General features: G+C 62.5%; 15 protein-coding genes and 1 riboswitch. Of the genes, 9 read left to right on the forward strand and 6 right to left on the reverse strand.

Features of this window, described 5'->3' with window-relative positions:
- Positions 1–197: 197 nt before the first annotated feature.
- Positions 198–314: riboswitch (TPP riboswitch) on the forward strand.
- Between the two features lie 46 nt (positions 315–360).
- Genes B5F33_RS06290 through B5F33_RS06305 form a run of 4 tightly spaced genes read left to right on the forward strand, consistent with a single transcriptional unit; the run spans position 361 to position 3,346 of the window.
- Complete coding sequence (locus B5F33_RS06290; protein ID WP_087410960.1) at positions 361–669, forward strand: thiamine-binding protein; 309 nt, start codon at positions 361–363, stop codon at positions 667–669.
- The gene (locus B5F33_RS06295; protein ID WP_087410961.1) at positions 653–1,465 is read left to right on the forward strand and encodes an ABC transporter permease; all 813 of its coding nucleotides are present in this window, start codon (positions 653–655) and stop codon (positions 1,463–1,465) included. The genes B5F33_RS06290 and B5F33_RS06295 overlap by 17 nt, the downstream gene beginning before the upstream one ends.
- A gap of 12 nt (positions 1,466–1,477) precedes the next feature.
- Positions 1,478–2,557 carry an ABC transporter substrate-binding protein gene (locus B5F33_RS06300; RefSeq protein ID WP_087410962.1) on the forward strand — a complete coding sequence of 360 codons (1,080 nt, stop codon included), beginning with the start codon at positions 1,478–1,480 and terminating at the stop codon, positions 2,555–2,557.
- A 30-nt stretch (positions 2,558–2,587) separates the two neighbouring features.
- Entirely contained in the window at positions 2,588–3,346 is a 759-nt protein-coding gene (locus tag B5F33_RS06305) for an ABC transporter ATP-binding protein (protein ID WP_087410963.1), read from the forward strand.
- Positions 3,347–4,266: 920 nt separating this feature from the next.
- On the opposite strand, the gene pta is transcribed toward B5F33_RS06305, so the two are convergent.
- Positions 4,267–5,253 (reverse strand): phosphate acetyltransferase, encoded by a 987-nt coding sequence (gene pta, locus B5F33_RS06310; protein ID WP_087410964.1) that lies wholly within the window; start codon positions 5,251–5,253, stop codon positions 4,267–4,269.
- Between the two features lie 199 nt (positions 5,254–5,452).
- On the opposite strand from pta, the gene glf reads away from it, so the two are divergent.
- Complete coding sequence (glf, locus tag B5F33_RS06315; RefSeq protein WP_087410965.1) at positions 5,453–6,655, forward strand: UDP-galactopyranose mutase; 1,203 nt, start codon at positions 5,453–5,455, stop codon at positions 6,653–6,655.
- Positions 6,648–7,679, forward strand: coding sequence for a glycosyltransferase family 2 protein (locus B5F33_RS06320; protein WP_087410966.1), 1,032 nt, complete (start codon positions 6,648–6,650; stop codon positions 7,677–7,679). Before glf ends, B5F33_RS06320 begins: the two co-directional genes overlap by 8 nt.
- A gap of 121 nt (positions 7,680–7,800) precedes the next feature.
- Here the strand turns inward: B5F33_RS06320 and B5F33_RS06325 are convergent, their stop codons facing one another.
- The 5 genes from B5F33_RS06325 to ppk1 form a co-directional block, all read right to left on the reverse strand.
- Positions 7,801–8,799, reverse strand: a complete 999-nt coding sequence (locus tag B5F33_RS06325; RefSeq protein ID WP_087410967.1) for a P1 family peptidase — start codon at positions 8,797–8,799, stop codon at positions 7,801–7,803.
- A 131-nt stretch (positions 8,800–8,930) separates the two neighbouring features.
- Positions 8,931–9,554 (reverse strand): Maf family protein, encoded by a 624-nt coding sequence (locus tag B5F33_RS06330; RefSeq protein ID WP_087410968.1) that lies wholly within the window; start codon positions 9,552–9,554, stop codon positions 8,931–8,933.
- The gene (locus B5F33_RS06335) at positions 9,551–10,096 is read right to left on the reverse strand and encodes a DJ-1 family glyoxalase III (protein ID WP_087410969.1); all 546 of its coding nucleotides are present in this window, start codon (positions 10,094–10,096) and stop codon (positions 9,551–9,553) included. The genes B5F33_RS06330 and B5F33_RS06335 overlap by 4 nt, the downstream gene beginning before the upstream one ends.
- An 81-nt stretch (positions 10,097–10,177) precedes the next feature.
- Positions 10,178–11,494, reverse strand: coding sequence for a 23S rRNA (uracil(1939)-C(5))-methyltransferase RlmD (rlmD, locus tag B5F33_RS06340; protein WP_087410970.1), 1,317 nt, complete (start codon positions 11,492–11,494; stop codon positions 10,178–10,180).
- A gap of 257 nt (positions 11,495–11,751) precedes the next feature.
- Positions 11,752–14,529 carry a polyphosphate kinase 1 gene (gene ppk1 / locus B5F33_RS06345; RefSeq protein WP_087410971.1) on the reverse strand — a complete coding sequence of 926 codons (2,778 nt, stop codon included), beginning with the start codon at positions 14,527–14,529 and terminating at the stop codon, positions 11,752–11,754.
- Positions 14,530–15,213: 684 nt separating this feature from the next.
- Between ppk1 and arcA the strand changes: the two genes are divergently transcribed.
- The 3 genes from arcA (at position 15,214) to B5F33_RS06360 (ending at position 19,455) form a co-directional block, all read left to right on the forward strand.
- Complete coding sequence (arcA, locus tag B5F33_RS06350) at positions 15,214–16,455, forward strand: arginine deiminase (RefSeq protein ID WP_087410972.1); 1,242 nt, start codon at positions 15,214–15,216, stop codon at positions 16,453–16,455.
- Positions 16,456–16,745: 290 nt separating this feature from the next.
- Entirely contained in the window at positions 16,746–17,741 is a 996-nt protein-coding gene (gene argF, locus B5F33_RS06355) for an ornithine carbamoyltransferase (RefSeq protein ID WP_087410973.1), read from the forward strand.
- Positions 17,742–17,880: 139 nt separating this feature from the next.
- On the forward strand, positions 17,881–19,455 hold the full coding sequence (locus tag B5F33_RS06360) for a YfcC family protein (RefSeq protein ID WP_087410974.1): 1,575 nt from the start codon (positions 17,881–17,883) through the stop codon (positions 19,453–19,455).
- The last annotated feature ends 73 nt before the right edge of the window (positions 19,456–19,528 follow it).

The following is a 19,528-nucleotide window of genomic DNA, read 5'->3' on the forward strand; positions in this document are numbered from 1 at the left end:
TCTTCGCGGGCCGGCCGATCCGGCCCCCGTCCGGGAGGCTAGCGCGAAACGCTTCCAGGACTCAGCGGGACATGTCCCGCTGAGTCCTGGAAGCGTTTCGATGAACTTGCAAATCAAACAAAGACGGTTGCCAACGCTCAGCCAAAGCGAAATGCGCGCCGCGTTGGGCCGACTTCGCTATACTAGTCATCGTACACACGGGGAGCTGGGGGAGCCCGGCTGAGAGGAAGATCGGACGGATATGACCGTCACCGCTTCGACCCGATAACCTGATCCGGGTAATGCCGGCGTAGGGACCGCTCGATAGCCTTGATGGGCCCCTACGAAGAAAGGGGCCAGACGCTCCGGAAAGGAAGCACCATGGAGGCTAGCGTAGCAATTCAGGTTCTGCCGCAAAATGTCGGCGGCAACGACGAGGTGTGCCGCATCGTCGATGAGGCGATTGCCTACATTCAGACCAAATTCCCGGATGCCTATGTGGGGCCGTTTGAAACGACGATTCAGGGTGATTATGACCTGTGCATGGAGGTGCTGGCGGGCGTAAGCCGCATCTGCACCGAGGCTGGTGCCGGTGAGGTCGCCACCTACGCCAAGATCTTCTATGCGCCCGAGCAGGGCGTGCTCACGACCGAGCAGAAGATCGGCAAGTATCATGAGCATGAGGCATAAGACGAGCGCAGGCTCGCGCGCGCAGGGCGCGACAGGAGGCCTTCAAGCGCTTGCGGCTCCGGTCACGCTTATCGTGCTTATAGGCGTTTGGCAGCTGGTCTGCTCGGCGGGGTTGATTCCGGCCTTTCTGCTGCCGAGCCCCGTAGCGGTGGTGAAGGCGCTCGTCTCCGACTGGCAGCTGCTTGCCGGTCATGCGGCGACGTCTCTTATCGAGTCGCTCGCCGGCCTGGCGCTCGGCATCGTTCTTGGCTTTACGGCTTCGGTTCTGATGGACCGTTTCGAGACGCTTTACCGTGCGTTCTATCCGCTCGTGGTGCTCACCCAAACCATCCCTACGGTTGCGATCGCACCGCTGCTCGTGCTGTGGTTTGGCTATGGGATGCTGCCCAAGGTGGTGCTGATCGTTATTTCGACGTTCTTTCCCATCACCGTGGGTTTGCTCGACGGGTTTCGTTCGGTCGATCCGGACGCCATCGATTTGATGCGCTCGATGGGCGCGACGCGTCTGCAGATCATGCGCCATGCGAAGCTTCCGGCTGCGCTGCCGCACTTCTTCTCGGGCCTCAAGATTTCGGCCGCCTACGCCATCGTGGGCGCGGTGATCGCCGAGTGGCTGGGCGGATTCTCAGGCCTGGGCGTCTACATGACGCGCGTCCGTAAAGCGTATTCGTTTGACAAGATGTTCGCGGTGATTTTGCTTATCTCGGTCATGTCGCTGGTGCTGATGTGGCTGGTGGGCTTGGTTCGCCGCATTGCTATGCCGTGGGAGCGCGCCGAGCGCCGCGCCCGCCGATAGGGAGGATCTATCATGCATCAACACGATCTGTTTGCCGCATGTGCAAAGCGACCCATCTCCCGCCGCAGCCTCGTGCGGGCGAGTATTGCTGGCCTTGGTATGATGGGTGCGACGGCGCTTGCCGGATGCTCAAACGGTGCCGGCAGCACCGCATCTGGCAGCTCCGCAGGCTCAGCGGACGCGGGAAGCGGCCTCAGGAAAGTCACCTTCGTGCTCGACTGGACGCCCAATACCAACCACACCGGCGTCTATGTGGCTTCCCAGAAGGGTTACTACAAGGATGCCGGCCTTGACGTGGAAATCGTCCAGGGTCCCGAGAACGGTGCGGACTCGCTCGTGGCCACCGGCGAGGCTCAGTTCGGCGTCTCATTCCAAGACACGATGGCTTCCTATGTCTCCGGCGACTCCGTGCTGCCGGTCACGGCGGTGGCCGCCATCATCCAGCACAACACCTCGGGCATCATCAGCCGCAAGGACAAAGGCATCACGGGCCCTGCCAAGATGATGGACCATACCTATGCCACCTGGGAGATGCCCATCGAGCAAGGCGTGATCCAGCGCTGCGTCGAGGCAGACGGCGGCGATTTCTCGCGCGTTCAGATGGTTCCCTCCACGGTGACCGACGAGGTGACGGCGCTTCAGACCGACCAGGTGGATGCCATTTGGATTTACTGGGCGTGGGCGGGCGTGAAGTGCCAGCTCGCAGGAATCGACTACAACTACTTCGCGTTTGCCGATATCGACCCCGTCTTTGACTTCTACACGCCGGTCATCATCGCTAACAACGACCTCATCGACTCCGATCCGGATGTTGTCCAGGCGTTTGTAGACGCGACGCGCAAGGGCTACGAAGACTGCATCTCCGACCCCGACGGCGCGGCCGAGGTGCTTCTTGCGGCGGCTCCCGAGCTGGACTCCGAGCTTGTCCATGCAAGCCAGGAGTATCTGGCCGACCAGTATCAGGCCGATGCGCCCAGCTGGGGCGAGATCGATCAGAGCCGTTGGGATGCCTTCTTCTCCTGGGTGTCCGAGCAGGGCTTCGCTCCCGAGATTGCTTCCGGCGCGGGCATGACGGATTCGTTTATTGCCTAGCGTCGCGGGCGGAAGAGGGGAGTAGCCAGTATGGCTAGGCTCGAAGTAGAGAACGTATCGGTTGCATTCGATGGGCTCAAGGTGCTCGACGACGTGAGCCTTGTTGTAGATTCCGGCGCGGCTGCCTGCTTGCTCGGCCCGTCGGGATGCGGAAAGACCACGCTGTTCCATGTGGTCGCAGGGCTCTCGCTGCCGGACACGGGGCGGGTGATGCTTGACGATGCCGATATCACCGGACATCCCGGAAAGCTCGCCTACATGCTTCAGAAGGACCTGTTGTTGCCGGAGAAGACCATCGTCGACAACGTGTCTCTTCCCCTCATCCTTCGCGGGGTTCCGCGTCGTGAGGCTCGTGCGAAGGCGCTTGAGTACTTTGATACCTTTGGGCTCGCGGGTACAGCCGATCGCTGGCCTGCCGAGCTCTCGGGAGGCATGCGTCAGCGCGCCGCGCTTCTGCGCAGCTATCTCTTCTCGCAAAAGTTCATGCTCCTTGACGAGCCGTTCTCGGCGCTTGATGCCTTTACCAAGGCGGATATGCATACCTGGTTTCTCGACGTCGCCGAACGGTTTGGCACCACGGCGCTCATGGTCACGCACGACATCGACGAGGCCCTTGAGATAGCGGACGTGATCTACGTCATGAGGGGTGCTCCGCAGGCGGGCGAGCCGACGCGTATTGTGGGTGCAGAGCACATCGTGTGTCCGCGCGGCGAGCGGTCCGGCTACACCCTCACCGAGGAGTTTCTTGAGCATAAGCGTCGTGTTCTTGACCTGTTGGGCCGCGGATAGCACGACGAAGACGGGCGGCAGGGGATGAGCATGTGCACTGCCGCCCGCCTGTTGTCTGTTAGCTGACTGCTGGCGAGCGGGGATTCATCGTAGCGGGACTGCTGGCCGTAATGGCTGGGACCCATCGCCGCGGCGTCTGCCGGTTGTGGTGGTGTCGAAGGCCTGTTGGTTGTGGTGGCTGAGGGCCTGCTGCTGCGAGGCTCGCTGCTGGTCAAATTGCGCGCCCGCTGGGCAGGGATAAGCGATTGGGACACCCACGTGGTCAATTTGTCCGCCTGCTGGGCATTGCGAGGGCGGAAGGGGAGGGCCTCTGGTCGATTTGGTCGACCCCTGGGCATGCATTTCGCGATCGGGTGACGCTCCAGGTCAATTTCCTCGCCTCCTGGGCAGACATGCTCCCTTCCGAAGGGCGTTTGCGGCTCCAGGGAGCACCGGGGATGCCCAGGCGGCGCCGGTTTTGACCATCCGCATCCCCACGCGGCATGGCCCATGCCCAGCCCTCGCCCGAATTGACCACACTTGCATCTCCGGTGTCTCTCGAGTACCCAGCGGGCCACAGTTTTGACCATCGACTCGCCCCGATTACGTCGAGCTTACCCAGCGGGCAGCATTCTTGACCATCAGCTCGTTCTACATGTGCCGAGCAGGCCCAGAGGGCGAGGAAAATGACCAAGCGGGGTGCAGCACGTTGGCGAGAAGCGCCCTCAAGGAGCTGGCTTTGGAGGCCAGAGATCCCATCGCACGGGGATCCATCGCAGTGAACCTTATCTCGCTGCTGTGCAGGCAAGATCGGGCGCACGCGAAAAGGGGGCTCCGGACGAACCGGAGCCCCCTTCTGCACCATAGGGTATGAAAACCCGCGTGCCGTCTGGCAGCTGTCTTCTGGTAGCTGTCTGGTAGCCATGCAGCCCTGGCGCGCGTTACTCGGCCATCTGGGCCTGGACGGCGGTGATGGCGACGACGCCCACGATGTCGTCGGCAGAGCAGCCGCGGCTGAGGTCGTTCACCGGCTTGGCGATGCCCTGCAGGATGGGGCCGTACGCCTCGGCCTGGCCGAAACGCTGGACCAGCTTGTAGCCGATGTTGCCGGTCTCGAGGTTCGGGAACACGAGCACGTTGGCATGGCCGGCCACGGTGGACTCGGGAGCCTTCAGCTTAGCGACTTCGGGCACGATGGCGGCGTCAAGCTGAAGGTCGCCGTCGATGGCGAGCTCGGGAGCCTTGTCCTTGGCGAACGCGGTGGCCTCCTGGACCTTCTTGGCGGTGTCGCCGCCGGCCGAGCCCATGGTGGAGTAGGAGAGCATGGCGACCTTGGGCTCGACGTCGCCCATGAAGGTCTTGAAGGAGTTAGCAGAGGCGATGGCGATCTCGGAGAGCTCGTCGGAGGTCGGGTCGATGTTCAGGCCGCAGTCGGCGAACACGAGCGTGCCGTCGGCGCCGAACTCGGGCGTCTTGGTGCACATGACCATGAAGGCCGAGACGAGCTTGGTGCCCGGGGCGGTCTTCAGGATCTGCAGCGCCGGGCGCAGGGTGTTGGCGGTGGAGTGGCAGGCGCCGGAGACGAGGCCGTCGGCATCGCCCATCTTGACCATCATGGTGCCGTAGTAGGTGGCGTCCATCATCTGGGCGCGGGCCTGCTCGATGGTCACGCCCTTCTTGGCGCGCAGCTCGGCGAACTTCTGGGCATAGGCCTCATGCTTGGGAGCGGTCGGCGAGGTGGGGTCGATGACGGTGACACCCTCCACGTCGATCTTCGCCGGGTCGCCCAGGATCACGAGGTTCGCAAGGCCTTCGGCAACGATCTTCTTCGCCGCCTCGATGGTGCGCGGGTCCTCGCCCTCGGGCAGGACGATGGTCTTCATGTCCGCCTTTGCGGCAGCCTTCATACGGGATAGGAAATCGCTCATGGATTCTCCTCGAAATCGGGCTCTCCTCACCGGGCGAAGCGCTTCCATACCCTTTGAGCTGGGAGGAAGCTCTGTCGTTGGGGCAGGTTGAGCTTTCCTTGTGTGGCAGGGCATATTATACGTCCGACAGCGCTATAATCCCTCTAACAATTGGCGCCATGCGTCCAAAGACGGTTAGTCGAGCCTGCGAGGAGCAGCGATGCAGATTCATTCTGGTCTACCTGAGTCATTCAACCCCGACCTGTACGACATGATCGTGGTGGGGGCTGGCTACGCCGGTTCCGTGTGCGCCCGGCGCCTTGCCGAGAGCGCGGGGTTCCGCGTAGCGGTGCTCGAGCGCCGCAACCATATCGCGGGCAACGCTTACGACTATGAGAACGAGGACGGCATCCTCGTGCACCTGTATGGTCCGCACATCTATCACACCTACAACGAGCGCGTCCACACCTTCCTGTCGCGCTTCACCAAGTGGACCGACTACCAGCACAAGGTGCTTGCCAACATCCATGGCACGCTCATGCCGGTGCCGTTCAACCACACGTCGCTCAAGCTTGCGTTTGGCGACGAGCGCGGCGAGCAGCTCTATCGCAAGCTCGTGGACACCTTTGGTGAGAACAAGAAGGTTCCCATCATGGAGCTGCGCAAGAAGAACGACCCCGACCTCCAGGAGGTCGCGGACTACGTGTACGAGAACGTCTTTTTGCACTACACCATGAAGCAGTGGGGTCAGACCCCCGACGAGATCGACCCGTCGGTCACCGGCCGCGTCCCCGTCTTCATCGGCGACGACGACCGTTACTTCCCGCAGGCGCCGTACCAGGGCATGCCTGCTGCCGGTTACACGGCGCTGTTCGAGCACATGCTCGATCACGACCTCATCGACGTCTTCTGCGACGTCGACGCGCGTGACATCTTCGAGATCGGCGAGACCAACGTCAATGTGTGCGGCAAGTGCTACGGCGGCGAGATCGTCTACACCGGTCCGCTCGACGAGCTGTTCAACCTCGATTTGGGCGCGCTGCCGTACCGTACGCTCGACATGAAGTTCGAGACGCTGGATATGGATCAGTTCCAGCCCGTCGGCACCGTGAACTACACCACGAGCGAGGACTTCACCCGCATCACCGAGTTCAAGAACATGACCGGTCAGGTGGTTCCGGGCAAGACGACCATCATGAAGGAGTACAGCCACGCCTACGAGCCGGGCAGCGGCCAGACTCCCTACTATGCGATCATCGACCCCAAGAACCAGGAGCTCTACGAGCGCTATCTGGACCGCGTCCAGAACCTCACCAACTTCCATCCGGTGGGTCGTCTGGCCGAGTATCGTTACTACGATATGGACGCCGTGACCGCCTCCGCGCTCGAGCTCTCGGATGAGATCATCGCCTGCCATGCGTAAAATCATCACGTTTGGCATTCCCTGCTATAACTCGGCGGGGGACATGGATCGCTGCATTACCTCGATTCTCGAGGGCAGTAGCTATTCGGGTGACATCGAGATTATCATCGTCGACGACGGCAGCAAGGACGAGACCCCTGCCAAGGCCGACGAGTGGGAGGCACGCTATCCGGGCATCATCCGCGCGGTGCATCAGGAGAACGGAGGCCACGGCATAGCTGTGCTCTCTGGACTTCGTGAGGCCCAGGGCATCTACTACAAAGTGGTCGATTCCGACGACTGGCTGGATAGCGCGGCGCTCTCTACCATGCTGTCCATCCTGCGCGGATTCGTTCAACGCGGCACGCGTGTCGACCTCTTTATCTCGAACTACGTGTACGAGAAGGTCTTTGAGCATAAGCACACCGCCATCAGCTATCGCTCGGCGTTGCCGCGCAAGAAGATCTTCACGTGGGATCAGATCGGCCGGTTCCGTCCCGACCAGAATCTGCTCATGCATAGTCTGTGCTATCGCACCGACGTGCTGCGCTCGGCCAACCTTCCGCTGCCGGCGCACACGTTCTACGTGGATAACATCTATGCCTATGTGCCGTTGCCGCTGTGCCACACGCTCTATTATGCCGATATCGACCTGTATCGGTACTTCATCGGCCGCGAGGGCCAGAGCGTCAACGAGTCGACCATGGTCAAGCGCCTGGATCAGCAGTTCCGCGTCACGCGCATCATGATGAGGTCTTATCATCTGTTTGACGACGTGAAGAGCTCGCGGCTGCGGTCCTACATGATGGGTTACTTCACCATGATGATGACCATCTGCTCGGTGTTCACGAAGCTTTCGGACGACCCTGCCATGCCGGACAACCTTAAGCAGCTGTGGGCCGATTTGCGAGCGTTCGACGAGCGCATGTATCGCCATGCCCGGTGGGGTCTTCTGGGAGTCGGCACCAACCTGCCGACCAAGGTGGGAGACAAGGTCACCATCGGCATCTACCACCTGGCGGGTAAGATTTTTAAGTTCAACTAGAAAAAGCGCCACGTATGTCACGTGGCGCTTTTTGTATCTGCATATTTCGCGGGTCGCGAGAAGGGTGAGGCCGTAACGGCTGGGTTGAACCGTGTCGGTAGGGCCGTATTGCGGCAAGCCGCTAGGCAAGGTCGCGGGCGGCGGGAATCCCGTGGAGCGAGGTCGCCTCGGTGACGCCGGCAACGAGCGCGGACTCGAGGGCGCGCGTCGCCGCAAGTCCGATGATATCGAGCGGCAGCTCCTCGTCGAGGGTCCCGGAGGCAAGCACATAGATGGTGTCGCCGTCGTTGGTGGTGTGCGTGGGACGAATGACGTGAGCATAGGCATCTGCTGCCATCTGGGCGACCTTGGTCGCCTGTGCCTTGGTGAGACGGGCGTTGGTGACGATGCACGAGATGGTGGTGTTGGTGCGGTCGAGCGGCATGCGCGTCGCTGCGCCCTGCCCAAGCATCGCTTCCTCCATGCTTGCGATTTCATGGGAGTCCGGAGCGGTGCGCATTCCGGCGATAGGTGAGAGCGTCGCGGGGTCGACGACGTTTCCGCAGGCGTTCACGACGGCGACGGCACCTACCGTAAGGTCGCCCACGGCGATGGCCCGCGCCCCCAGACCGCCCTTCATGGCGCAGGCGGGACCGTTGAGCTTGCCGACAGTGGCACCGGTTCCAGCGCCCACGACGCCTTCGGCAATCGGCTCGCCTGCATGTGAGAAGGCCGCGCGCGTGGCCTCGATGCCCTCAGCGACGCCGGGACGTATGGTGGCATCGCCGAAGGCGAGATCAAAGATGCAGCTCGAGCAGACGATGGGGACGAGCGCCGCCCCGGTGTCCAGTCCGATGCCGCGTGCTTCAAGCTCGCGCGCTACGCCAGATGCGGCTTCGAGTCCAAAGGCCGATCCGCCCGATAGGCAGACGGCGTGGACCACATTGACCGTGTTTTCGGGTTTCAGCAGATCGGTCTCGCGCGACGCCGGAGCGCCTCCGCGCACATCGACGCCCCCGGTGGCACCCTGAGGGGCGACGATGACGGTGCAACCGGTTCCCGCCTCGCGGTTGGTGCTGTGTCCAATAAGAAAACCGTCGACTTCGTTGATGCCGATGGTGCGATATGCGGTGTCGGTCATGGGCTTCCTTCCAATAACGGTTTGGGGCGGTTCGAGCTGTGAGATTCCTGCCCTGTTGTTGTGCTATCTGTGCCGGAGACGTCGCCGTCCAATGGCAGGCGATCGGGCGGTGCTGTGCGTCAGGTGGGTCCCTACGCGTGGGTGCTCCCCGCCGTAAGCTGGTCGATGGCTCGAGCGACGCGGGCGATTGGAAGCCCGACGACGTTGTAGAAGTCGCCGTCGATTTTGCGCACGAGCATGCGTCCGCCCGTGCCCTGAATGCCGTAGGAGCCTGCCTTGTCGAGCGGCTCGCCGCTGGCGACGTACCGCTCGATCTCATCATCGGACAGGGGATAGAACGTGACGTCGGTGACTTCGACGAAGCCGATGGATGTCCCGTCGGCTTCGTCGCTTGAATCCGTTTCCTGTGCTGCATATTCCGGCTCGCAGCGCATCACGTATGCTCCCGTCATGACCTGGTGCGTCCTGCCGGAGAGGCGTCTCAGCATATGACATGCGTCGTTCGCGTCGAGCGGCTTGCCCAGGATCGCGCCGTCGATGGCGACCACGGTATCGGCGGCAACCACGAGCTCGCCCGGTTGGGCATGAGCGGACGCCACCGCATGCGCTTTCAGGCGCGAAAGGCGGCCGACCAGCTCTGCCGGCCCCTCGTCGGGAAGGGCCGTCTCATCGATGTCTGCCGGGATGGTCTGGAAGTCGTAGCCCGCCTCGCGCATGAGTTCGACGCGGCGGGGAGACTGCGAGGCAAGAATCATAGCTGGATGCTCTCACGAACCTTCTCGACGGCCTTCTCGCCGGCGATGTCCTTCAGAATCGCAAGCGCGAAGGGCAAGGCCTGTCCCATGGCGGATGCCGTGATGATGTTGCCGTCGACGACGACCGTCTTGGGTCCGGCAAACGTGCCGGCGGGAAGCGAGCTCTCAAAGCCTGGGAAGCAGGTCGCCTTGCGGCCGATGAGCAGGCCGAGCTCGCCCAGAATGGACGGTGCGGCGCAGATGGCCGCCACGTGCTTGTTGGCGGCAAACTCGCTCACCAGCTCGCAAACGCGCTGGTCGCGGCGCAGGTTGCTGGCACCGGGCATGCCGCCGGGCAGCACGATGTAGTCGTATTCGGACATGTCGACCTCGTCGAGGGTGTAGTCGCACACGATGTTCACCTGCTGGGCGCTCACCGCCTCGCGGGTGGCCATGATCGAGATGAGCGAGGCGCGCACGCCGCCACGGCGCAGTACGTCGAGTGCGGTCAGACACTCGATGGTCTCGAATCCATCGGCAACCAAGATGGCAACAGCAGACATGGGAAATCCTTTCGACGCGGTACATCAACTGCGCTTATACCCAAATAGGCACGCCAATGCGGGCGCTGGGGGCAAGCGGCATCACTTGTTACGTGTAAGGTGGACGACCGTCTCGCAGTGGAAGGTCTGGGGGAAGAGGTCGACCGGCGTGACGGAGACGGGGCGGAACGTGCCGTCGCTGCGGAAGCGCGCAAGGTCGCGTGCGAGCGTTGCGGGATCGCAGGAGACATAGGCCACGTCGCGCGCCGAGGTGGACGCGATGAGCGAGACCGCCTCGGGCGCAAGGCCAGCGCGTGGCGGGTCGACCACGAGCACGTCTGCGTCTTGGTCGGGAAACTCGCGCACGGCGTCGCCGCCGATGACGTCGACGTTGTCCAGGTGTGCGGCGTCGATGTTGTGACGCAGGTCGCGCACGGCAGGGCCGTATGCTTCGACCGCGGCAACGTAGTCCGCGCGACGGGCGAGCGGCAGGGTAAAGGTGCCCGCCCCGCAGTACAAGTCGATGGCGAGGTCTTCGGGGCCGGGTTTGAGGGCGTCCATGACCAGGTCGATAAGGATCTCCGCTGCCGGGGTGTTTACCTGGAAGAACGAGGGCGCCGAGATGCGCATGCGCTCGCCCGCGATCTGCTCGGTCCAGGAACCGGTGCCGGCGAGGAGCTCGACCTTGCTCACGCGGCGCGCTCGCTGCTCACCCTTGGTCATGACGCGCACGATGCCTGTCGGCGACAGGGCGTCTTCAAGCACGCGAGACACGTGGGCGCGGGGGAAGGAGCCGGTGGGCGTCCAGAGGGCGACTTCAAGAGCGCCGGTGCGGCGGCTTGCGCGCACGCCGACGCGTTCGAGCGAAAGGTCGCGTGAGTTGCCCAGGTAGCCCAGGGCTCCGGCAACCGCCTTGATGGCGCGGGGATATGCCTGCTCAAAGAGGGGGCAGGAGTCCACCGAGATGATCTGGTTGGGGTCGAGGCCGTGCATGCCCAGACGCATGCGGCCGTTCGAGAAGGACGGCGCGAGTTCAACCTTGTTACGGTATCCCCAGGCATCCTTCGTGTAGCGGATGGGCTGCACGAGCTCGGCAACCTCGTCGTGGTCAAACTTGCCGATGCGCTCGAGAGCCGAGCGAAGGTTGTCCTCCTTGGCGGCGAGCTGCGTGTCGCGCTTGAGGGCGCCCCAGGGGCATCCGCCGCACACCCCCACAAAGGGGCAGGGGGCTTTGGTGCGATGGGGCGAGGGTTCCAAGATCTCTTCGGCGGTGGCGCGGATGAGCGAGACGTCTTCCCGGTCCACGCGCGCCTCTACGACATCGCCCGCAACGGCCCCCGAGACGAAGGCAGCCTTGCCGTCCTCGGTGTGAGCGAGGCCGTCCGGTCCGTAGGCCATGCGTTCGATGGTGAGTCTCATGGATATCCCTTTCTGCGAAATCGTCGTCTGGACAAGTGTAGCGTGTTCGTCGTGGTCGCAGGCGCATGGCCTCTGAGCGCAAAAGAAAACCGCCGTGGCGGCGCGGGCGGCGAACTGAGAGGGTGCTTTTCGTACGTTGCCAGGACGTCCACGAAAAGCGCCCGATGCTGTTACGCACCGGGCGCTTGGCAAGCGCGATCGTTGGTAAGGCTACGCAGCGCGGGGGTGAGCGATGGTGGGACCGCCCGTGTGCGCCTTTACTGTCGACCCGACGAGTCGGCGTTGCCGCGAATGAGCGTCTTGATGCCCAGGCCGATGAGGGCAAGGCCCGTGCGCAGCCGTCCGGGCTGGCGCTTGGCCAAGGTCGTGCGCGTGGCGGCGGCGCTTGAAGCCGGCGTCTTGGGCGCGTCGGTTGCCGGCTGAGAGCCGGTGGGCTGCTCGGGCTCGATGAGCGTTGCCTGGACGGGAATCTCACTCGTGGGCTGTGGTGAGGCCGGCGCCGGGGAAGAGGTGTGCTCGGGGCGCGCGGAGGACGTGGCCTCGTCAGCCATCGGCTTCGAAGGAGTCACTTCGGGCGCTGGGGAGGCGGACTCGGCGGCAGAGGTGGCCTCGGCGGCAGGCGCGGCGGTCGAGGCCACCTCGGTGTCAGCGGCCGGCTGAGCCGGCGCATCCGCATCCGTCGATGCTGCCTTCGGAGTCGTGTCAGCGTCCTCAGCTGCAGCGGTCGGCTTCAAGCACTCGACCTCGCCCTCTGAGGCGACGTGCTTAGCCTCGGCGGCATGCTCGCGGGTCTCCTCCTCGGCGGCACGCAGCGTCTCGGCCGCGGCCTCGCGCTCCTGCTCACCCACGGCCACCTTGGCATGGTGCGCCTTGCGTGCCTCTTCGGCGGCCGCGGCGCGGGCATATGCCTGAGCCAGCAGGAATTCCTGCGAGTTGAAGGGCTTCTCGCCTTCGGCGAGCTTGATCTTCTCCCATTCGCCCGTGCTGGAGAGCTCACGCGCCTTCACGTTGTCGTCAAGCTGGGCTTGGACATAGCCACGTACCAGCTCGCGGCAGGCAGGGTCCAGCACCGGATAGGCAATCTCTACGCGGTGCTCGGTGTTGCGGGTCATCATGTCGGCGGAGGACAGGTAGATGATGTCCGCATCGACGCCGAAGGAGTACACGCGTGCGTGTTCCAGGAAACGGCCCACGATGGAGCGGATGTGTACGTTCTCGGTCTTGCCGGGAATGCCGGGCAGCAGACACGAGATGCCGCGGATGATCATCTCCACCTGCACGCCTGCCTGCGAGGCCTCGACGATCTTGTCGATGATCTCGCGGTCGGTGAGGGAGTTCATCTTGAAGAACACGCGGGCGGGTTCGCCGGCAAGCGCGCGCTCGATCTCGCGGTTGAGGCCGTTCATGACCATGGGCTTGAGGCCCGCGGGAGCGACTCCCAGATAGCGGTAGTGCCCGCGCAGGTTGCCAAGCGCCAGGTTGCGGAAGAACGAGTTGGCGTCCTCTCCGATGCCGGGATGCGCGGTCATGAGCATGAAGTCGGAGTACAGGCGCGCCGTCTTCTCGTTGAAGTTGCCCGTGCCCAGCAGCGTGATGCGGGTGAGCGCCATGCCGTGGCGATAGGTGAGCTGGCAGATCTTGGAGTGGCATTTGAAGCCCTCGGAGCCGTAGATGACGGTGCAGCCGGCCTCCTCCAGGCGCTCGGCCCACTCGATGTTGTTCTGCTCGTCGAAGCGCGCGCGAAGCTCCATGAGCACCGTGACCTCTTTGCCGTTTTCCGCGGCGTCGATGAGCGCCTCGCAGAGTCGCGACTGCTTGGCCACGCGGTACAGCGTGATGCGCATGGAGATGCAGGCCTCGTCAAAGGCGGCCTCGTGCATGAGGTCAAGCAATGTGTTCATGGATTCGTACGGGTAGAACAGCAGCTTGTCGCCTTCGATCACCTGGTCACAGATGCGCCGGCCGGGCTGGAACATGGGGCTCGGCTGCGGACGGAACGGGGTGAACAGGAGCTCGGAGCGCGAGGTCTCGGGCAGATGGCTCTCGAGGCTGTAGACGTAGCCCAGGTCCAGCGGGATGTCACGCACCATGACGGCGCGGCTCGTGAGGTCGAGGGACTTGCGGATGGTCTTGAGCGTGGAAGGCTCGAGCGAGCCGCTCACGTTGAGGCATACCGGCTGCAGGCGTAGGCGCTTCTTCAGGATGCGCTTCATGTGCAGGCGGTAGTCCTCCTCTTCCTCGACGCCCTCTCCGTCCGGATCGATATCGGCGTTGCGAATCACGCGGATCACGGCGCGGTCGAGCGGGGTGTAGGAACCAAAGCAGCTGTTCAGGCACGTGAGGATGATGTCTTCGAGCAGGATGTAGCGATACTCGCCAGGGGCGCTTGGAATCTCGACGACACGGTTCATCGACGAGGGGATCTCGATGAGTCCCAGCAGGCGTCCCTCGTCCACGCTGTCCAGCCCGCAAGCCAGGTACAGCGCGCCGTTGCGCAGGTTGGGGAAGGGGTGGCGCGGGTCGATGACCAGCGGCGAGATGATGGGGGAGACGTAGGACTGGAAGTAGCGCTCCACGAAGGTCCGCTCGTCGCCAGCCAGGTTGTCGGGCGTGACGCGATGGACGCCCCACGATGCCAGGCTCGACTCGATGGAGTGGAAGACGCCCGTGGCGCGCTCCATGAGCGGCGGCAGCGTTTCGAAGACGCGGTCGATCTGCTCGGACGGCGTCATGTTGCTCTTGTTGTCCACGGGCTGGCGCTTCAGGGTGGCAAGGTCCGAAAGCCCGCCGATGCGGATCATGAAGAACTCGTCCAGGTTGGACTCGAAGATGGCGACGAACTTGATGCGCTCGAAGAGCGGTACCGTGGTGTCGAACGCCTCGTCCAGCACGCGGTTGTCAAACCGCAGCCAGCTGAGCTCGCGGTTTTGGGTGTAGGAGAAGTCATAGCGTTCGGACCGCGGAATCTCGGTCACGCCGCCCTTGTGCTTCTTGTCGCCTTTGTCCTTCGCTTTCTTGTCGGCCTTCGCTGCCATGGTCTCCTCGTCTCACGCGGCGCCACGCCGCGACGTCGTGAACATTTGACTGCCGTTGCGCCTCAGGGGCACAACGGGGTTACATGAAAGTATAGTCCTCCCTTTATACGGCGTTCGAAGGCAGGCGGGCTCGTCGGACACAAAGCTTTATGAAAGCCTTACGTGGGCAGGGGGCGTGTCTGCATGTGTTTCGTCCTCACGTGTGAGCGGGGCTTTCGGACGGGTATGCTCATGCCTCGGCGGCGGTCGCGCCGTCGGGGCCAATGCGGCTTGGAGGGCAAGCGGTCCAAATGGGCCCGCAAACGGTTGCAGAGAGGGGATTATTGAATATTATTCCTAAAAACCTGAATTGCTATAAACGGGAATAAGGGTCGGCCGTTTCTGCCCACAAACTCATAAAGGAGGAAACATTATTCAGAAATCAGATTAAAATATACAAAAGAAATCACCACGGAATCTTTACAAAAAAGAATTCAAGCACGTAAATGCGCTTTATTGTACAAGAGTGTCTTATGGGCATTTGTTACATAATATACCGTTCCCGTTCGCTTTTATACCGTTCAGGGGCAAGTGCGACAACAGAGGCGATTCTGGATATATCTATGGATGTCGGTACACACCGCCCTCACGGATAGGGCGAGACCAACGGTCCCCTCGGGGTCCTGACAGAAAGGTAGGAGGACGATGACCAAAGGCTTGCATGTGACAAGTGAGATTGGCGCCCTGAAAAAGGTGTGCCTACATCGCCCGGGCGACGAGCTTCTCAACCTTCCGCCCGACGAGCTTGAACGGCTGCTCTTCGATGACGTCCCGTTTCTGGAGGTAGCCCAGCAGGAGCACGATACCTTCGCTCAGATCCTGCGCGACCAGGGAGTTCAGGTTCTCTATCTCGAGCAGCTCATGGCAGAGGCGCTCGACGCCGTGCCCGAAGCGCGCGAGGAGTTTCTCAATCAGTGGCTTGCCGAGGCGGGCATAAAGGGCAAAATCGCTCCCGCCGCCGTGCGCGAGCTGCTTGAGTCCATCACGGACAACCTCGAGTTCGTCAAGAAGACCATGGCCGGTATCACCAAGGCCGAGGTCGAGCTTCCGCTTACGAGCTCTGTCACTCTCGACTCTCTGGTAAACGTCGAGACCGAAAGTGACCTGCTTGTCGACCCGATGCCCAACCTGTACTTCACGCGTGACCCGTTCGCCGTGGTGGGCAACGGAGTCAACCTCAACCGCATGTACTCCGTGACCCGCAACCGCGAGACCATCTACGGCAAGTACATCTTCAAGTATCACCCCGACTATAAGAACACGTCGCTCTACTTCCGTCGCGACTCCTCGTTCCACACCGAGGGCGGCGACGTGCTCAACATCAACGAGCATACCATCGCGGTGGGCATCTCGCAGCGCACCCAGGCGGCGGCGATCGACGTCATGGCACAGAACATGTTCTGGAACTCCGACTCCAAGATCGACACGATCCTGGCGTTCAACATCCCGGTGTCCCGCGCCTTCATGCACCTCGACACGGTGTTCACGCAGATCGACGTGGACAAGTTCACCATTCATCCTGCCATCATGGGCACCCTGCAGGTGTTCAAGCTCACCCCGGGCAAGAATCCCGGCGAGGTCGAGATCAAGGAGACCACCGACACGCTCGAGCACATCCTGGCCCGCGCCCTGGGCATCGACGCGGTGAAGCTCATTCCCTGCGGTGGCGGCGACCCCATCGCGGCGGCGCGCGAGCAGTGGAACGACGGTTCCAACACCCTCGCGGTGGCGCCCGGCAAGATCTGCGTGTATCAGCGCAACACCGTCACCAACGACGTCCTCTACAAGGAGGGGATGGAGCTGCTCGTGGTGCCCTCGGCAGAGCTCTCCCGCGGCCGTGGCGGCCCGCGGTGCATGAGTATGCCGTTCTGGCGCGAAGACCTGTAATGACGGCCTCCCCAGGTACCGCACCTTGCCGCTCAATCGTCGGTCGGCGCCCTTAGGCGTCCTCCCTCCTCTTTCACGGCAATCTGCGGCACCTGGGAAGCCCTGTGGGTGTCCGGGGCTGACTGTAGTGGCCCCGGAAGGCCCTGGTGGTGTTGGGGCCGAATCGATGGGTCCCAAAACCCCGTTGTTTCCATTGCAGATTGGATCTCGTAAGAGTGCGACTGCGGTTATTCTGATTCTTTGGGCGAATTCGCCCTCAATGCACGGACCCTGATACGAAAGGAACGAACATGGGTGTGAACCTCTCCGGTCGCAGCTTCCTGCGCCTCCTCGATTTCACGACTGAAGAGATCGAGTACCTGCTCAAGCTCTCTCGCAACTTCAAGGACCTCAAGCGCACGGGCACCCCGCATCGCTACCTCGAGGGTAAAAACATCGTCCTGCTGTTCCAGAAGACCTCTACGCGCACCCGTTGCGCCTTCGAGGTCGGCGCCATGGACCTCGGCATGGGCGTGACCTACCTCGATCCGGGCAGCTCGCAGATGGGCAAGAAGGAGTCCATCGAGGACACCGCCCGCGTGCTTGGCCGCATGTATGACGGCATCGAGTTCCGCGGCTTTGCCCAGGAGGACGTCGAGGAGCTCGCCGCCAAGTCCGGCGTGCCGGTGTGGAACGGCCTCACCGACCTGTGGCATCCCACCCAGATGCTCGCCGACGTCCTGACCATTCAGGAGAACTTCAACTACGACATCAAGGGTAAGACCCTCGTCTTCATGGGCGATGCCAAGAACAACGTGGCGCGTTCGCTCATGGTCGTCTGCGCGAAGCTCGGCATGAACTTCGTTGCCTGCGGTCCGGCTGAGTGCATGCCCGCCGACGACGTGGTCGAGGCCTGCAAGCCCATCGCTGCCGCCAACGGCTGCACCATCACCCTCACCGAGGACCCCAAGGCCGCCTGCACCGGCGCACACGTGATCTACACCGACGTATGGGTCTCCATGGGCGAGCCCGACGAGGTCTGGACCGAGCGCATCAGCCAGCTCGAGCCCTATCGCGTCACCCAGGAGCTCATGGATCTCTCCGATCCTTCTTCGATCTTCCTGCACTGCCTGCCGAGCTTCCACGACACCAATACCACCACCGGTGCTGAGATTGCCAAGAAGTTCGGCGTCACCGAGATGGAGGTCACCGACGAGGTCTTCGAGGGGCCGAAGTCCAAGGTCTTCGATGAGGCCGAGAACCGCATGCACACCATCAAGGCTGTCATGTACGCGACGCTGAAGTAGCGCGTCCGGAAGCTCCGGGTCCGTCGACTTCCTGACGGGTTCGACGGACCCGTTGCGCGCTGCTCTCTGAATGGATTTGCACGGCACGGCTGAGGGCGAGCGCGCTTGAAACAATGTGAACAGAAAGGAGGATGAGAATATGGCCGCTGCTCAGAAGAAAAAGCGTGGTATGCTATCTTCTTTTACCATTCTTCTTATCCTGCTTGGCATCGTTGCCATCATTACCGCCATCGTCGCCGGATTCTCTCCCGACGTTACGGCAGCAAAGTTCAGCGACTTCTTTACCGCGCCGGTGAAAGGCTTTGCCGACGCCTTGCCAGTATGTCTGTTCGTTATGATCCTCGGTGGCTTTTTGGGCATGATGACCGAGACGGGTGCCCTCGATAACGGCATCGCTGTTTTGGTCAAGAAGCTCAAGGGCAACGAGCTCATGATCATTCCCGTCCTTATGATCATCTTCTCGCTGGGCGGTACCACCTATGGCATGTGCGAGGAGACGGTCCCGTTCTATGCGCTGCTCGCCGCAACCATGATGGCCGCCGGCTTTGACCCGCTCGTGGGCGCCGCAACGGTGCTTTTGGGCGCGGGCTGCGGCTGCCTGGGCTCCACGGTGAACCCGTTTGCCGTGGGTGCCGCGGTGGACTCCCTGCGTGGCGTGGGCATCGTGGCCGACCAGACCATCATCATCGGTCTGGGCGCCATTCTGTGGGTCGTCACCACCGCCATCTCGATCTTCTTCGTGATGCGCTACGCCAAGAAGGTCAAGGCCGACAAGGGCTCGACGCTTCTCTCCATGCAGGAGCTCCATGACGCCGAGGAGGCGCACGGTGCGGCTGCTGCCGAGGTCAACAAGGACGTGAAACTCACCGGCCGTCAGAAGGGCTGCCTCATTATCTTCGCCTTCACGTTCGTAGTCATGATTTTGGGTTTCATCCCCATCGGCGACCTTAACCAGGGCGTAGCCGATTTCTTTAATGCCGGCGCGAATTACGAGGAAGTTGTTGACCCCATTACGAGCGACGACCTAGCTGCGGCGTATGACGAGGACAACGGCACCGTGACTACCATGGACGGTGTTGTTGAGGGCACCTCGGCGGCCGAGGTCGAGACCTCGCAAGGTTGGTCCGCCTTCATCACCGGCCTGCCCATCGGCCAGTGGTACTTCGACGAGGCTTCCACGTGGTTCTTCGTCATGGCAATCGTCATCGGTATCGTGGGTGGGCTTTCCGAGAAGCAGATCGTGAACACCTTCATCACCGGCGCCGCCGACATGATGAGCGTCGTTTTGATCATCGCTCTCTCGCGCGGCATCTCGGTGCTCATGGCCACGACCGGCCTTGACCGCTTCGTGCTCGATGCGGCCGCCAACGCGCTCGCCGGCGTCTCGGGCGTGCTCTTTGCCCCGCTGGCATGGCTGCTGTACTTCGGGCTTTCGTTCCTCATTCCGTCGACGTCCGGTATGGCGACCGTTTCCATGCCCATCATGGGCCCGCTTGCGGCGCAGCTGGGCTTCTCGCCCGAGGTCATGGTCATGATTTTCAGCTCCGCGATCGGCGTGGTGAACCTCTTTACCCCGACGTCCGGCGCCATCATGGGTGGCCTTGCCTTGGCGCGCATTGAGTGGACCACGTGGCTTAAGTTCGCCGTGAAGGTCGTCGTGGTGCTCTCGGTGGTATCTGCGGTGATCTGCACCGTGGCGCTTATGGTCATCTAAGACCAGGCGCTTCGGACCGTGGGACGCGGCTTTCCGCGGTGCCCGCCTCCCGTATCGTCTAGCCGGGCGCGGA

Origin of the sequence: Collinsella sp. An2, assembly GCF_002160065.1 — a bacterium.
Classification (GTDB): Bacteria; Actinomycetota; Coriobacteriia; order Coriobacteriales; family Coriobacteriaceae; genus Limicola.